Below are 15,077 nucleotides of genomic sequence, written 5' to 3'. Positions count from 1 at the left end.
CATACAGAAATATGAATTTTCAGAAATGTAAGCGTTTTTTGAAGTCATTTTACTTTTTTAATATATAATATTCATACAAAAAACCTTATTTTTAATAGAGTATTTATTATATTTACATAAAAAGAGCTTGTTTTGTCAATATAATATTGAAAGGAAAGAAAAATAAATTTTTTAAAAAAGTATTGACTTGTGAAAAAAGTCAGGTCTATAATGAGTGCAACTTAAAAAAATGCAAGCGTTGATGAAGAAGAGTACACATGATGAACATGTCAGAGAGCTGATGGTTGGTGCGAATCAGTATGGAATTGATGTGGAATGGGCTTCGGAGCTTCCAAACCGAAACGAAAGAAGTAGGCTTTGGCGACATGATCTCATCGATACAAGAGACACGTATTGTTTTTGATACGGTAAAGTGCGTTACATTCGTAACGAATTAAGGTGGCACCACGGGAGTACCCGTCCTTTTTATAGGATGAGTACTCCCTTTTTGTATACAAAAAATTAAATAAATGAAATCGTTTAAGTAAGAAGAGTACGTATATTGGAGACGTTTCAGAGAGCTGGGGATAGGTGGGAGCCCGGTGCGATGCCATATACGGAATGGGCTTACGAGAGGTATGCTGAACAATTATTTTCAGTAGGCAACCCGGGTTCCGCCGTTACAAGGATAAGGTATAAATTTTGTACCTGAATAAAGCGGGATGCTTTTGCATCCAACATGAGGTGGTACCGCGGTATATTTATCGTCCTCTACATATTTTCGATATGTAGAGGACTTTTTTATTTTTCGGGGCGAGGTGAAGGACATGATGACGAAAGAAGAATTTATGAAGCAAAAAGAACAAAGAAAACCATTTTTAGTAATTGTTGAAGAAGAAGGAGATAGCATTACGCCAATTTCTTTATATAGACGTATGAAAGGTAAGAAGAAATTTTTATTAGAAAGCTCACAACTTCATCAAGATAAAGGACGCTATTCTTACTTAGGTTGTAATCCGTATGGTGAAGTGAAAAGCGTGGGTACAGAAGTGGAACGAACGATTTACGGCCGGGTAGAAAAGCTGCAAGGTAACGTGTTGCAAGTGTTAGAAGAAGTAATTGCACCAACGCAAGTAGGCAGTCCATTCCCGTTTTGCGGAGGAGCAGTTGGTTATATTGGCTATGATGTTATTCGGCAGTATGAAAACATTGGAGCAGATTTACAAGATCCATTGAATATTCCAGAATTACATCTTTTATTATATCGTGAGTTTATCGTTTACGATCACTTACGCCAAAAGTTGTCGTTTGTATACGTATGCAGGGAAGATGATTCAGCAGATTATGAAGAAGTATATGAAAGATTGCAAGTGTATAAAGAGGAAGTGCTTAAGGGAGAAGAAGCGGAAGGAAACGAAATACGATCAACGTTATCATTCACATCTTCTATAACGGAAAAAGAATTTTGTGAGATGGTAGAAACGGCGAAAGAATACATTCGAGCCGGGGACATATTCCAAGTCGTATTATCTCAGCGCTTGCAAAGTGAATGTATTGGTGATCCATTTGCGTTATATCGAAAACTTCGAATTGCCAATCCATCACCATATATGTTTTATATCGATTTTCAAGATTATGTTGTACTCGGTTCTTCGCCAGAAAGTTTGCTATCAGTAAGAGACGATAAAGTGATGACGAACCCGATTGCGGGTACGAGACCGAGGGGGAAAACGAAGAAGGAAGATGAGGAAATCGAAAAAGAACTGTTAGGAAATGAGAAAGAGCGAGCAGAGCATATGATGCTCGTGGATCTTGGGCGAAATGATATTGGCAGAGTAAGTGAAATCGGCTCAGTTACGATAGATAAATATATGAAAGTAGAAAAATACTCTCATGTTATGCACATTGTATCTGAAGTTTACGGAACATTGCGAAAACAAATGAGTGGATTTGATGCATTAGCGTATTGCTTACCAGCGGGGACAGTTTCAGGCGCTCCGAAAATTAGAGCGATGGAAATTATCAATACATTAGAGCATGAAAAAAGAAATGTATATGCCGGAGCAGTTGGATATATTTCATTCTCAGGAAGCCTTGATATGGCACTTGCAATTCGAACGATGGTTGTAAAAGATGAAAAAGCGTACGTTCAGGCAGGAGCAGGCATTGTGTACGATTCAGATCCAGTAGCTGAATATGAAGAAACATTAAATAAAGCGAGAGCACTTTTGGAGGTAATGAAATGATTGTACTGATTGATAATTACGATTCATTCACATACAACTTGTATCAACTGCTAGGTGAATACGAAGAAGATATTGTCGTCGTAAGAAATGATCAAATAACGATAGACCAATTAGAAGCGATGAATCCAAAAGGAATTGTACTTTCACCAGGACCTGGAAAACCAGAAGATGCTGGCATTTGTATCGAAGTGATTCGTCATTTTTATAAGAACGTTCCCATATTAGGCATTTGCCTTGGGCATCAAGCAATCATATCCGCATTTGGAGGAGATATTGTAAGAGCAGAGCGCATTAAACACGGAAAAACATCACGTGTGAAACATAACGGAACGTCAATTTTTTCGTATGTGACACAGCCGCTAACAGCGATGCGCTACCATTCTCTTGTTGCAGCACAAACGAGCTTGCCAGAGTGTTTTGACATACTAGCGACAGCGATGGACGATGAAGAAATTATGGCAGTTCGTCACAATTATTATCCGCTCTTCGGATTACAGTTTCATCCGGAATCAATCGCGACAGAAGAAGGCGGAAAGTTAATACGTGCCTTTTTAGGCGAAGTGAAAGAGGAGGAAAGAGTATGAATAACTATCTTCGCAAATTAATGGAGGGACAACATTTAACAGAAGAGGAAATGTATAAGGCGGGACTTCTTTTATTAAGTGAAAACCTATTAGAAAGTGAAATTGCAGCTTTCCTAGTATTACTGAAAGCAAAAGGTGAAACTGCAGATGAAATATACGGTCTCGTTCGTGCTCTTCGTGAAAAGGCATTACCGTTTTCAAATCATATACAAGGCGCGATGGACAATTGCGGGACGGGTGGTGACGGTGCTCAAACGTTTAATATAAGTACAACATCGGCATTCGTACTGGCAGGAGCTGGCGTAAAGGTTGCAAAACATGGTAATCGTGCTGTTTCTAGTAAAACAGGCAGTGCTGATTTATTAGAAGAACTTGGTGTAAATATTAGTTGTACGCCGGGTGAGATTGATTACTTATTAGAGAATGTAGGAATTGCCTTCTTATTTGCACCGGCGATGCATCCAGCACTAAGGCGCATTATGAAGATAAGAAAAGAATTAAATGTACCGACGATCTTTAACTTAATTGGTCCTTTAACAAATCCGGTGAATTTAGAAACGCAATTTGTCGGCATTTATAAACGAGATATGTTATTACCAGTTGCGCAAGTGTTACAAAAACTAGGACGGAAACAAGCGCTTGTTGTAAATGGAAGTGGCTTTTTAGATGAAGCGTCATTACAGGGAGAAAATCATGTCGTCGTTTTAAAAAATAATGAGATAGTAGAAATGAGTATTGTGCCTGAGAAATACGGTTTCTCAAAAGTGAAAAATGAAGAAATTAGGGGCGGGAATTCAAAAGAAAATGCAAAGATTACGCTTGGAGTATTGAGCGGGGAAAATAGTGTTTATCGCGATACCGTTTTATTAAATGCAGGTCTTGCTCTTTTCGCAAATGGGAAAGTAGAAACGATTGAAGAAGGAATTAAACTAGCAACGCATAGCATTGACTCTGGAAAAGCATTAGCCAAACTAAACGTATTAATTGTAGCAAGCAACGAAAAATTAGAAAGGGTGAATTAAAATGGGGACGATTTTAGACAAAATTGTAGACCAAAAGAAAAAGGAAGTTGCGGCATTATATGAAACATATACACCAATAAAAGAAGGTAGAAAGACACATTCACTTGTAGAAGCGCTACAGCAGTTTACTGTCATTGCCGAAGTAAAGCGAGCATCACCATCAAAAGGAGATATCAATTTACACGTTGATGTACGAAAACAAGTGAAAACATACGAAGAATGCGGCGCAGGAGCAGTTTCTATTTTAACAGACGGTCAATTTTTTAAAGGATCTTTTCATGATTTACAAACGGCAAGAGAAGAAAGTAACATTCCGCTTTTATGCAAAGATTTCATAATTGATAAGATTCAAATTGATAGGGCGTATGAAGCGGGAGCAGATATTATTTTACTAATCGTAGCAGCTTTAACGAAAGAGAAATTAAAAGAGCTGTATAGCTACGTACTAGAAAAAGGATTAGAAGCGATCGTTGAAGTTCATGATGAACAGGAATTAGAAATTGCAATCCAATTAAATCCGCACGTTATCGGTATTAACAACCGTAATTTAAAAACATTCGAAGTCGATTTAAGCCAAACAGAAAAGCTTGGAAAACGACTGAATGAAGAAAAACTATTTTGGATTAGTGAAAGTGGTATTCATTCAAAAGAGGATATCATCAGGGTCAAACGAGCTGGTGCAAAAGGTGTATTAGTTGGAGAAGCGCTTATGACATCATCTTCTATTCGTACCTTTTTTGAAGATTGTAAGGTGAACATATGAAAGTGAAAATTTGTGGTATTACTGAAGTTGAAACAGCCCAAATAGCTTGCGAATACGGAGCAGATGCGCTTGGATTTGTTTTTGCAGAAAGTAAACGGAAAATTACTCCAGAGAGAGCGAAAGAAATTATTGATGCAATTCCGGAACATATTTTAAAGGTCGGTGTTTTCGTAAATGAATCAGTAGAAGTAATTCATAAAGTTGCAGATGAGTGCGGGTTAACGCATGTGCAATTACATGGAGATGAAGATAAGTATCAAATCGAAAGATTGAATATTCCGTCTATAAAAGCGCTAGGAGTAACTTCAGAGAGTGATATGAAAAACGCTCAAACATATGAAGCGGAGTATATATTGTTTGATAGTCCAAAAGAAAAGTTTCACGGAGGAAATGGAAAGACATTTGCATGGGAAATACTTACTCATATGCCAAAAGAGTTGCGAGAGAAAATGATATTAGCTGGTGGATTAAACGCTCTTAATATAGAAGAAGCGATTCGAACTATTCAGCCGTACATGGTTGATGTAAGTAGCGGAGTAGAGACAGAAGGAAAGAAAGATGTAGAGAAAATAAAACAATTTATTAAAAAAGCGAAGGAGTGTTCCAAATGAACTACGCATATCCAGATGAAAAAGGTCACTACGGTATATACGGAGGACGATACGTTCCAGAAACGTTAATGCAATCTGTATTAGAACTAGAAGAAGCGTATAAAGAGGCAATGGAAGATGAAGAGTTTCAAAAGGAATTAAACCATTATTTAAAAACGTATGTCGGAAGAGAAACACCGCTTTATTTCGCTGAAAATATGACGAAGTATTGCGACGGGGCAAAGATTTATTTAAAACGTGAAGATTTGAACCATACAGGAGCCCATAAAATTAACAATACAATCGGTCAGGCGCTTCTTGCAGTACGAATGGGCAAGAAGAAAGTTGTCGCTGAAACAGGGGCTGGACAACACGGTGTTGCAACAGCTACTGTATGTGCCCTTCTCGGATTAGAATGCGTCATCTTTATGGGAGAAGAAGATGTGAGACGTCAAAAATTAAACGTGTTCCGAATGGAATTACTCGGAGCGAAAGTAGAAAGCGTAGCGGCAGGTAGCGGCACTTTAAAAGATGCGGTGAATGAGGCGCTTCGCTACTGGGTTTCACATGTGCATGATACGCACTACATTATGGGATCCGTTCTTGGACCGCATCCATTCCCTCAAATTGTTCGTGATTTCCAAAGTGTAATTGGGAAAGAAACGAAAAAACAATATGAAGCGTTAGAAGGGAAGTTACCAGAAGCAGTAGTTGCTTGCATTGGCGGTGGTAGTAATGCGATGGGCATGTTTTATCCGTTCGTACACGATGAAGATGTTGCTCTTTACGGCGTAGAAGCAGCTGGAAAAGGCGTTCATACAGAGAAACATGCAGCGACATTAACGAAAGGAAGCGTCGGTGTTTTACACGGATCGATGATGTACCTTCTGCAAAATGAAGAAGGCCAAATTCAAGAAGCACACTCTATTTCAGCAGGACTTGATTATCCTGGCGTTGGGCCAGAACATAGCTTGCTAAAAGATATTGGCCGCGTTTCTTATCATTCAATTACTGATGATGAAGCGTTAGAAGCATTTCAATTATTAACGAAAAAAGAAGGGATTATCCCGGCATTAGAAAGCTCACATGCTGTCGCATACGCATTAAAATTAGCGCCGCAAATGAAGAAAGACGAAGGGCTTGTCATTTGTTTATCTGGCCGTGGTGATAAAGATGTAGAGAGTATAAAACGTTATATGGAAGAGGTGTAAAAGATGGGAGTAGAAAAAATTAAAGCAGCATTTGAAAATGGTAAGAAAGCATTTATTCCGTACGTAATGGGCGGAGATGGTGGCCTTGAAAAATTAAAAGAAAGAATTCGTTTTCTAGATGAAGCAGGGGCAAGTATCGTTGAAATTGGCATCCCGTTTTCAGATCCAGTCGCAGATGGCCCAACGATTCAAAGAGCAGGAAAAAGAGCATTAGATAGCGGTATAACATTAAAAGGTATTTTTCAAGCATTAATAGAGGTAAGGAAAGAAGTGCAAATTCCGTTTGTGCTTATGACATATTTAAATCCAGTACTTGCATTCGGAAAAGAAAAATTTATTGAGAACTGTATAGAAGCAGGTGTAGACGGTATTATCGTTCCCGATTTACCGTATGAAGAACAAGACATTATTGCACCGCTTCTCCGCACGAAAAATATCGCTTTAATCCCACTCGTTACCGTTACGAGCCCAATTGAGCGAATTGAAAAAATCACGAGTGAATCAGAAGGATTTGTCTACGCCGTTACAGTAGCGGGCGTAACAGGAGCACGTCAAAATTTTAAAGACGAGATTCATAGTTACTTAGAAAAAGTAAAATCACATACGCATTTACCGGTAGTGGCAGGGTTCGGTATTTCAACAAAGGAACATGTAGAAGAAATGATTACAATATGTGACGGAGTTGTCGTTGGAAGTAAAGTTATTGAGCTGTTAGAAAATGAAAAACGAGAAGAAATATGTGAATTAATACAGGCAACAAAACAAAAAGAAGAGGCGTAAGTCTCTTCTTTTTGTTTTACGTAATAAATGTTAAAATATACAGAAAATACATATAATTTAGAGGGTGAGAAAGCATGCTAAGACGGAAACTATTATATCTACTTCTAACTGTACCACTATACGCTTGGCTCATTAGCATGACAAAAATAGAGTTGATGGCTCTATTTTTAGGATATGTATTCATCTTTTCCAATTTAAACAGAATTCAAGAGCAATCTATTTTAGAAGTATGTATATTTTCGATTAGTATAGAACTATTTAGTATCGTTTCGATTGTATTATTAAATGAATTATTCCGGTGGATCTATTCATTTGAATTAATAAAACTTGGGAATATTGTATTGCAAGTAATATGTGCTTATATTGTGTTTGTTGTGCTAGACAAAATAATTAGGCAGCAGACGGTTTTTCAGGATAAAAGAAAATGGGAGTGAATGAAAAAGGTGCCGTTTGGCTCCTTTTTTATATCTGTTTTAAAAACAATTGAAAAAAATCACATCTGTTATATAATAGTTAAAAATTGTATTTTAAACGAAATGAGATGATAACATGGCCATATTGTTGGCACTTATCCCAATTATGATGATTTTCATTTGTTTATTTTTATTTAAACAAACGTCATTAAGGTCTTCTTTAATTGCTTACGTTGTGTCTGTTGGAATCGTTTTACTCTCGCCAACATTTCGGTTAGGAATAAGTGAAACTGTGCACGCGACGATTAAAGGGTGGTTAATTTGTTTTATTGTCGGGTACGTTTTATTTTTCGGTATTTTTTTATTTCACCTCATGAACAAAATGGGGTACTTCGACCAAGTAGCACGTTTTCTAGAAGAAGTTACGCATGATCGTTTATTACAAATGCTTCTTATGTGTTTTGGTATTTGTCCACTAATTGAATCAGTAAGTGGATTCGGAATCGGCTTTATGGTTGCAGCACCTATCTTTCTTTCATTAGGCTATAAGCCGTTTCAAGCTGTACTACTTTCATTTATTGGTTTACTAGCTAGTTCATGGGGGGCAATGGCAACTGGTACGATTATAGGATCGCAACTTATCAATATGCCGCTTACAACACTTGGCACAAATACGGCACTACTAAGTATCCCGATGTTTGCTTATTTTATCATTCTTTCTTTACATGTGGTTGGTGGCTGGCAGGCCGTTATTGAAAAGTGGAAGGAAGGACTTGGTTTTTTTCTATTATTTTCTCTCGGAATCTATCTGTCTAATGCATACGTAAGTGTTGAACTAGCGGGTATATTAAGTTCTATCGTTACCATTACATTTGGCTTTCTTATCATTAAATTAAAAGGAAAAAGTGGGCAAAAATTAATGACAGAACATGCTGCGGCAACGGAAAGAGAAGTATCTATTATAAAAATTATTAGCCCTTATATATTCTTAACCGTTTGTATTTTACTTTCTCGCCTCGTACCAGCATTGCATGATGTATTCAGGTCATATGCAATCCTTGATTTAAAATCATACTCTTACAAACTAGAGTTATTATATTCACCAGGATTTTGGCTCGGTATGACTTGTTTATTTACAATTATTTTCTTTCGTATTCCATCAAACATTATTAAACAATCACTCTCGCAAACGATAAAACAATGGATTCCATTTGCGATTACGACGACAATGTTTATCGCCATTTCAGAACTAATGGGTGCATCTGGCATGCATTCATTACTTGCAAAAACAGCTGGTGAAACATTTGGAACATTTTTCGTTTTCGTTGCTCCGTTCATCGGTGGAATCGGTGGCTTTTTAACAGGTAGTAATGCAGGATCAAATGCGATGTTCATAAAACTACAAATGCAAACGGCGCAAAACGTAGCACTCCCGTGGCAATACGTCACAACATTGCAAAACACCGCATCATCAGTAGCGACAATCGCTTGTCCGTCACGGATTACACTAGGTGCGTATTTATGTAACATACCATATCGTGAAAATGAACTATTAAAGAAGACGACGTTAATGATTTCTGGTGCGGTGTTGCTTGTAGTGGTAGAGGTTGTTATGTGGTATATGTTGAGAAAATAAGAAATCCTCCTGAGAAAGGAGGATTTTCTTTTTATATGGATAATGCCTAAAGTATGAAAAGCTTCTACTAAATGAATAGGAGATGAAATGTATGCCCCTAAAAAACTACGGCGTGTTAAAAGGTACCGTTATACAATCTAAGATTGGAAAAGGGAAAACTCCTCATTATCAAGTTCATTTACAAGGCGAAGCAGAAGTAGATTATCGTATTGCAATTAACGTAAAGTCGCAAAGTTATCCGTCAGAAGTTTTATATTTTGCGAGCGACAATATTCGGTCAGAGGCGATTCATATTTTACCGACATTACCATTTGGTTTTACAGAAATAAAAAACAATGAACCGAAAGTAGCTTTAGACTACGTAAGAGGTAATGTATTTGATTCGAAGCAAATGATCCCTTTACCTGCTGAAAAAGCAGGAGTTGATAATGATTTAAATGAAAAAATAGAGCGTTATATAAAACGAGCGATAGAAGAAAAAGCAATTATTTACGCGTTTGGCGAAAGATGGGGACCAGAAGAAAATACACCCGATTCTTACTTTCATTTCGAACCAGGGAACGGGATACACGATATTCATATGAACCAAGGGAATGTAGAGAAATGGAAAGGTGATAATGGTATATGGCAAGACGGAGGAATACTCATTCACTTTGAAAAAGAAGAAGAATGGATTGGTATCTTCCTTGCATTCCAGTCACAGTCATGGTGTACCGATGAAGAGGGACATGCTCGTGTTCCGGTTGAGTATTGTGATTATAAGAGAAGTAATTAATAAGAAGAGGGTGTTCAAAACGAACGCCCTCCTCTTATTTTATAAAATCCAAAACTAACAAGTGTAGAAATACAAGAGAATAGCAGTGCCACACTAGAAAATGCAATGAGATACATATTATATTTCATAACCTGTCCAATTAGCTGATTACTGTCGTACTGAAAAAGTCCGGCTATTATATTGAATAAAAATAATACGATAAACATGACGATAACACCGTCTATTGATCCTTTAATGTCTGGTTTACTTAAAGCGATATGAGCAGAAATGCAAATGGCGATAAATAAAAATAACCAAAAGGAAGGATTCAATAAATTACTTATTGTAAATAAGCTTTTCAATAATACGAACGTTGACAAGAGCATGTTCTGAACCATTTCTAAATTAATAGAAGTAGAGGCAACAGTTGTTTCGAGAGTCGTATTAAATAAAGAATAAGATTCGGGTACGAAATAGCGCATTAAAAGGATTAATGCAGTAATACCTGAAATAATAGGCCCGATGCCGATAAAGAAATTCCCGATTCGTTGATATACACTTTTTTGATTGTATTGATGTTGTACATAGCCTAAAGCACCTTGGCTTGTATCTGTTGGGAAGAACTGCGTTGCTACAATTTTATGACGGAATAGTACGCACATAATGGCATGTCCAAGTTCATGAATGGGAACACCAATCCACGCTGTTAAAAGGAATCCTTTTCTTCCGAAAGCTCTCGCCCAATACATTCTTGTTAGTGATTCTAAATAACCTAATAGAAATCCGATTACAATGATGACTCCAATTAAAGAAAATAGTTGGATCACACTTGTAAGGAGTATTTGAAAAATAGAGTTTACAAATTCCATTGTCTTTCATCCAATCTGTTTAAAGGTTCACTTTAATTGCTCTGTTTCATAATAGCATTATTTTTCTAGATTGCTAGCACATATATTTTCTTTTAAAAGAGGATTTCATAATCCTTTTCTTGTAGTCATGTTTTATGTGCAAATTCATATATTGAATTTGTAACACCCTATCAGCTATATGCTTAAGGAGGGATAAGAGAATGAAATGTCCGGCATGTCATACGGAAAATACAGCAGAGGCAAAGTTTTGCGGGAATTGTGGACATTCGTTAACGGAAGAATTAGTAGTAAGTGGTGTACGGGAAGAAGGAGAGCAACAAGCACGCATAGCACAAGTAAAGGAAACTCGGCCAAATGAAACGGTAAAGCAAACGAAACGATTTGCGAGCGGCTATTTTCAGTTTTTTAAACATGCTTTAAAAGCACCGACAGCGATTATGAAAAGCGGCAAGATTGAAGTAGGAAATGGAATTGTAAGTCTTGTTCTTATTTGTTTTTTAGGAGCATGTATTTTTTATAGAGTGATGAGCACAGCAGCTGCTGTTACGAGGACATTTGCACCAGATATAACGACTCCTAATTTCTTTTGGGACTCTGTAACGGTCTTTTTATTTTTATTAATTTTAACTTTATTTGTCGGATTTATTATTTTTGTAAGTGGTAAGATGATGAAATCTTCTTTTTCTTTTCTTGAAGCATTTGGTATATGGGGAACGATAGCGACTCCAGCTATTGCTATATTAGTTCTTTCTTTTCTGTTTAGTTTCCTACTAATCTTTTTCTTGCCAATATTATTAGTGCTGGCTATAACGTATATGTTAATTAGTATCATCGTAGCTATATTAAAACTAGATAGCGGTGGATTAGATCTTGTTTACACTCTTCTTATCGCAAATATTTTAATCGGAATCGTAACATGTATTGTACTTTGGTCTTACATTAGTACGATAATCCAAACGATTACTGGAGGATTTACGGAATTCTAAGGAAAAGGTTGTTGAACGAATTAAATTAAGAGAATAGAGTACGTGAAAAAGGTACAGTGTATATAACTGTACCTTTTTTATGGTTTTTTATCTGGACCAGGATCCCTAGAGAAGAAGATGTGAAAGAGGAATGTGACTTTACTTGCTCCTCCTGATGTACTGGCTTGCACATCAGATAAAGCACTAGATGTTAAAACACCTTCAGAATGAGGTGGGACGACTATTTTGAGTGTATCGTCTGATTCTGATGATGCAGTAACTGTTATTGTATCATCAGATAAGTTCAAAATTTTAACAGTTCCAATTGGTAAGATGGACTTGCCAGCGTGTGAGGCTGAAGCGAAGTGAGAGCCTTTCCAAATCGTTTGTGCGAAAGTCTCATCATTAGATAACCAAGCACGAGCACTATAAAGGGTCGCGTTAATGGAAAATTCTTGGTCAAGTGGCAAGGCGGCTTTCGGTTCTTTCGGTTCCTCTGGAAGCTGGGCGAGAAGGCCGGCGCACATGTATGTTTCACCTACTTTCAATAGTAACTGTTATAGCATATTAAACATGTTGTTTATAAGACACGACGGTTACCTATTCACGTATAGGTTTGTGCACCAAATTTGTAGATGAAATAATCTTTCTTTACAATGGGGATAGGTGTATTTCTATAAAATATGGAAATCGTAAAGAATATGGAAAATAGAAGGAGTGGTAAAGTGAACTATGTCATTATTGGCGGAGATGCAGCTGGTATGAGCGCAGCAATGCAAATTGTTAGAAACGATGAAACTGCAAATGTTGTGACGTTAGAAAAAGGTGAAATCTATTCATATGCTCAGTGCGGTTTACCTTATGTAATTAGCGGTGCTATCGCTTCAACTGAAAAATTAATCGCGCGCAATGTGAAGACATTTCGTGATAAATATGGAATTGATGCGAAAGTGCGTCATGAAGTTACAAAAGTAGATACAGAAAAGAAAATTGTGTACGCAGAGCATACGAAAACGAAAGATATGTTTGAATTTCCGTACGATCGCTTATTAATTGCAACTGGCGTGCGCCCTGTTATGCCAGAGTGGGAAGGACGAGAGTTACAAGGCGTCCATCTTTTAAAAACAATTCCGGATGCTGAGCGTATATTAAAAACGCTAGAAACGAATAAAATTGAGGATGTAACGATTATTGGCGGCGGTGCCATTGGACTTGAGATGGCAGAAACATTTGTAGAACTTGGTAAGAAAGTAAGAATGATTGAGAGAAATGATCATATCGGTACGATTTATGATGCAGATATGGCGGAATATATACATAAAGAAGCGGATAAACATCATATTGAAATTTTAACGAATGAAAATGTAAAATCGTTTATCGGAAAAGAGCGAGTAGAACAAATTGAAACGGATAAAGGTACGTATAAAGCGGATCTTGTTTTAGTATCTGTCGGAGTGAAACCGAATAGTGATTTTCTTGAAGGAACGAATATACGTACAAATTATAAAGGGGCAATCGAGGTAAATGCATATATGCAAACGAATGTAAAAGACGTATATGCAGCTGGTGATTGTGCAACACATTACCACGTTATAAAGGAAATTCATGATCATATCCCGCTCGGAACAACTGCGAATAAACAAGGGCGACTTGCTGGACTCAATATGGTTGATAAGCGAAGAGCATTTAAAGGTACGTTAGGTACAGGCATTATTAAATTTATGGATTTGACGCTCGCGAGAACGGGATTAAATGAAAAAGAAGCGAAAGGGCTAAACATCCCATATAAGACGGTCAAAGTAGATTCCACAAATATGGCAGGCTATTATCCAAGTGCCAAATCACTTCACTTGAAATTACTATATCGCTCTGATACGAAACAATTATTAGGTGGGCAAGTAATTGGAGAAGAAGGCGTAGATAAACGGATTGATGTGATTGCAATGGCACTTTTCAATAAAATGAGTATTCACGATTTAGAAGATGTCGACTTAAGTTACGCACCACCATATAACAGCGTTTGGGATCCGATTCAACAAGCGGCAAGGAGAGCAGAATAGCACTTTTTAAAGTGCTATTTTTTTGTGAAGGGGGAGTAATTGAAGTTTCACTTTATTTTGAATATACCGTTCACCCTTGAAAACATAGTACGTATCGCTTATATTTTCATATAGTATTTATTTTAAAACAAAGCAATGAACGAACCAGGGGGCGCAGTATGGCAATTAACATGAAAACAATCGAAGAATGGATTGCGGAATCAAACGCAAGACAAGAAGAAGACTTTGGACACGTTGTGGAAGAGATGAAAGAAGTATGTGTCGGACTTGATAACGCGACGTTAATCTATGCGAAAAATGTATTTTGTTTCGGTAAGAAAGTAGAAGTATTGTTCTTCTTCCAAGACCATGTCGTGATCGGACAAGAGAAAGAAGAATATATTGAAATTGAAAAATTAAAGTATGATGCCATTACACATAGCAATTTAAAAACAAACGATAAAAATACAACGTTAGAATTAAAGTTTGCTAACGGACAATCTATTAATTTAGATAGCTTAAATGATAACTACGGTACGAAAAACTGGCTATTTGCAAGACAAATTAAGAGTATCTTTAAATTAATCTAGTAAAAAGCAGACCTCAAAGGGTCTGCTTTTTACTTAATTCCTATTACACAAAGACAACCTCTTTCTTCATAGCATTTCACACTTGTAAATCCTGTTTTATAAAATAGGTTTATTAATTCTTCATTCGTTTTACATTTCTCCATATGATATTGAATTTTGAAAGTTTCAGCTACTAATAAAAAAGATCCATTCGGTTGTAAGACGCGAAATACTTCTTTTATATCTTGTTCCACATCGGGCCAAAAGTAGTGTGTTTGAAAAGCGGTTATGAGATCGAAGAAGTTTGTATTGTAAGGAATAGAGGAGACACTTGCCTGATGAATGATTACTTTTCCTTTTTTTACGTCCTGTATATTGGCTTTCTTTGAGTTTTCAACAGCTTGATCTGAATAATCAATTCCATATATTTTTCCAAATGGAATTCGTTTTGAAAGAGTATGTATTGTTTTGCCGCCGCCACAACCAATATCTAAAGTAATTGCATCTTTACGTATATGTATTTTTTGTAATCCACAATTTGTTAGTCTCGTATGTGCAGCGTTCATAATACAAAGCATGGAAGAACCAATTGTCCCGCGAGGTTTTTTTGCTTGCTGAATTAATCGTTGTAAAATGCTCAAGTTAAACTCTCCTTTT

16 protein-coding genes and 2 other annotated features are annotated in these 15,077 nt (G+C 36.8%); of the genes, 13 read left to right on the top strand and 3 right to left on the bottom strand.

Annotated elements, in window-relative coordinates; all coding sequences use genetic code 11:
* Positions 1–229 precede the first annotated feature (229 nt).
* Positions 230–467 (top strand) — a binding site (T-box leader).
* A gap of 42 nt (positions 468–509) precedes the next feature.
* Positions 510–754 (top strand) — a binding site (T-box leader).
* Positions 755–806: 52 nt separating this feature from the next.
* The 10 genes from trpE to DN410_RS06715 all read left to right on the top strand — a co-directional run bounded on the left by trpE (position 807) and on the right by DN410_RS06715 (position 9,999).
* Positions 807–2,225, top strand: coding sequence for an anthranilate synthase component I (trpE, locus tag DN410_RS06760; protein WP_149175917.1), 1,419 nt, complete (start codon positions 807–809; stop codon positions 2,223–2,225).
* A complete protein-coding gene (locus tag DN410_RS06755) occupies positions 2,222–2,809 on the top strand; it encodes an aminodeoxychorismate/anthranilate synthase component II (protein ID WP_149175916.1) in 588 nt (195 codons plus the stop codon). Before trpE ends, DN410_RS06755 begins: the two co-directional genes overlap by 4 nt.
* On the top strand, positions 2,806–3,831 hold the full coding sequence (gene trpD, locus DN410_RS06750) for an anthranilate phosphoribosyltransferase (RefSeq protein WP_149175915.1): 1,026 nt from the start codon (positions 2,806–2,808) through the stop codon (positions 3,829–3,831). The genes DN410_RS06755 and trpD overlap by 4 nt, the downstream gene beginning before the upstream one ends.
* A 1-nt stretch (position 3,832) precedes the next feature.
* Entirely contained in the window at positions 3,833–4,594 is a 762-nt protein-coding gene (gene trpC, locus DN410_RS06745) for an indole-3-glycerol phosphate synthase TrpC (RefSeq protein WP_149175914.1), read from the top strand.
* Complete coding sequence (locus tag DN410_RS06740; protein ID WP_149175913.1) at positions 4,591–5,205, top strand: phosphoribosylanthranilate isomerase; 615 nt, start codon at positions 4,591–4,593, stop codon at positions 5,203–5,205. Before trpC ends, DN410_RS06740 begins: the two co-directional genes overlap by 4 nt.
* Positions 5,202–6,395, top strand: coding sequence for a tryptophan synthase subunit beta (gene trpB / locus DN410_RS06735; protein ID WP_149175912.1), 1,194 nt, complete (start codon positions 5,202–5,204; stop codon positions 6,393–6,395). Before DN410_RS06740 ends, trpB begins: the two co-directional genes overlap by 4 nt.
* Positions 6,396–6,398: 3 nt before the next feature.
* The gene (trpA, locus tag DN410_RS06730) at positions 6,399–7,175 is read left to right on the top strand and encodes a tryptophan synthase subunit alpha (protein WP_149175911.1); all 777 of its coding nucleotides are present in this window, start codon (positions 6,399–6,401) and stop codon (positions 7,173–7,175) included.
* Positions 7,176–7,249: 74 nt separating this feature from the next.
* Positions 7,250–7,609: a DUF4029 domain-containing protein gene (locus DN410_RS06725; RefSeq protein WP_149175910.1), complete on the top strand. Its 360-nt coding sequence runs from the start codon at positions 7,250–7,252 to the stop codon at positions 7,607–7,609.
* 115 nt (positions 7,610–7,724) lie between these two features.
* Entirely contained in the window at positions 7,725–9,224 is a 1,500-nt protein-coding gene (locus DN410_RS06720) for an L-lactate permease (protein ID WP_149175909.1), read from the top strand.
* Between the two features lie 91 nt (positions 9,225–9,315).
* A complete protein-coding gene (locus DN410_RS06715; RefSeq protein WP_149175908.1) occupies positions 9,316–9,999 on the top strand; it encodes a DUF2278 family protein in 684 nt (227 codons plus the stop codon).
* A gap of 14 nt (positions 10,000–10,013) precedes the next feature.
* Here the strand turns inward: DN410_RS06715 and DN410_RS06710 are convergent, their stop codons facing one another.
* Positions 10,014–10,847, bottom strand: a complete 834-nt coding sequence (locus DN410_RS06710; RefSeq protein ID WP_149175907.1) for a hypothetical protein — start codon at positions 10,845–10,847, stop codon at positions 10,014–10,016.
* Positions 10,848–11,047: 200 nt separating this feature from the next.
* Here DN410_RS06710 and DN410_RS06705 point away from each other — a divergent pair, with 200 nt between their 5' ends.
* On the top strand, positions 11,048–11,833 hold the full coding sequence (locus DN410_RS06705; RefSeq protein ID WP_149175906.1) for a zinc ribbon domain-containing protein: 786 nt from the start codon (positions 11,048–11,050) through the stop codon (positions 11,831–11,833).
* Positions 11,834–11,910: 77 nt separating this feature from the next.
* Here the strand turns inward: DN410_RS06705 and DN410_RS06700 are convergent, their stop codons facing one another.
* The gene (locus DN410_RS06700) at positions 11,911–12,339 is read right to left on the bottom strand and encodes a hypothetical protein (protein ID WP_149175905.1); all 429 of its coding nucleotides are present in this window, start codon (positions 12,337–12,339) and stop codon (positions 11,911–11,913) included.
* A gap of 198 nt (positions 12,340–12,537) precedes the next feature.
* Here DN410_RS06700 and DN410_RS06695 point away from each other — a divergent pair, with 198 nt between their 5' ends.
* Together DN410_RS06695 and DN410_RS06690 are read left to right on the top strand one after the other, a co-directional pair.
* Positions 12,538–13,872, top strand: a complete 1,335-nt coding sequence (locus DN410_RS06695; protein WP_149175904.1) for an FAD-dependent oxidoreductase — start codon at positions 12,538–12,540, stop codon at positions 13,870–13,872.
* A 158-nt stretch (positions 13,873–14,030) separates the two neighbouring features.
* Positions 14,031–14,441 (top strand): DUF3908 family protein, encoded by a 411-nt coding sequence (locus DN410_RS06690; RefSeq protein ID WP_149175903.1) that lies wholly within the window; start codon positions 14,031–14,033, stop codon positions 14,439–14,441.
* 29 nt (positions 14,442–14,470) lie between these two features.
* On the opposite strand, the gene DN410_RS06685 is transcribed toward DN410_RS06690, so the two are convergent.
* Positions 14,471–15,061, bottom strand: a complete 591-nt coding sequence (locus tag DN410_RS06685; protein ID WP_149175902.1) for a class I SAM-dependent methyltransferase — start codon at positions 15,059–15,061, stop codon at positions 14,471–14,473.
* Positions 15,062–15,077: the final 16 nt, after the last annotated feature.

Source organism: Bacillus sp. SH5-2 (assembly GCF_008368905.1).
Classification (GTDB): domain Bacteria; phylum Bacillota; class Bacilli; order Bacillales; family Bacillaceae_G; genus Bacillus_A; species Bacillus_A luti.
This window is presented reverse-complemented; position numbering and strand designations above follow the sequence as displayed.

Excerpts from the sequence above, each read along its gene's own strand:
- trpE (WP_149175917.1), top strand. The coding sequence starts at position 807 with ATGATGACGAAAGAAGAATTTATGAAGCAAAAAGAACAAAGAAAACCA.
- DN410_RS06755 (WP_149175916.1), top strand. The coding sequence starts at position 2,222 with ATGATTGTACTGATTGATAATTACGATTCATTCACATACAACTTGTAT.
- trpD (WP_149175915.1), top strand. The coding sequence starts at position 2,806 with ATGAATAACTATCTTCGCAAATTAATGGAGGGACAACATTTAACAGAA.
- trpC (WP_149175914.1), top strand. The coding sequence starts at position 3,833 with ATGGGGACGATTTTAGACAAAATTGTAGACCAAAAGAAAAAGGAAGTT.
- DN410_RS06740 (WP_149175913.1), top strand. The coding sequence starts at position 4,591 with ATGAAAGTGAAAATTTGTGGTATTACTGAAGTTGAAACAGCCCAAATA.
- trpB (WP_149175912.1), top strand. The coding sequence starts at position 5,202 with ATGAACTACGCATATCCAGATGAAAAAGGTCACTACGGTATATACGGA.
- trpA (WP_149175911.1), top strand. The coding sequence starts at position 6,399 with ATGGGAGTAGAAAAAATTAAAGCAGCATTTGAAAATGGTAAGAAAGCA.
- DN410_RS06725 (WP_149175910.1), top strand. The coding sequence starts at position 7,250 with ATGCTAAGACGGAAACTATTATATCTACTTCTAACTGTACCACTATAC.
- DN410_RS06720 (WP_149175909.1), top strand. The coding sequence starts at position 7,725 with ATGGCCATATTGTTGGCACTTATCCCAATTATGATGATTTTCATTTGT.
- DN410_RS06715 (WP_149175908.1), top strand. The coding sequence starts at position 9,316 with ATGCCCCTAAAAAACTACGGCGTGTTAAAAGGTACCGTTATACAATCT.
- DN410_RS06710 (WP_149175907.1), bottom strand. The coding sequence starts at position 10,847 with ATGGAATTTGTAAACTCTATTTTTCAAATACTCCTTACAAGTGTGATC.
- DN410_RS06705 (WP_149175906.1), top strand. The coding sequence starts at position 11,048 with ATGAAATGTCCGGCATGTCATACGGAAAATACAGCAGAGGCAAAGTTT.
- DN410_RS06700 (WP_149175905.1), bottom strand. The coding sequence starts at position 12,339 with ATGTGCGCCGGCCTTCTCGCCCAGCTTCCAGAGGAACCGAAAGAACCG.
- DN410_RS06690 (WP_149175903.1), top strand. The coding sequence starts at position 14,031 with ATGGCAATTAACATGAAAACAATCGAAGAATGGATTGCGGAATCAAAC.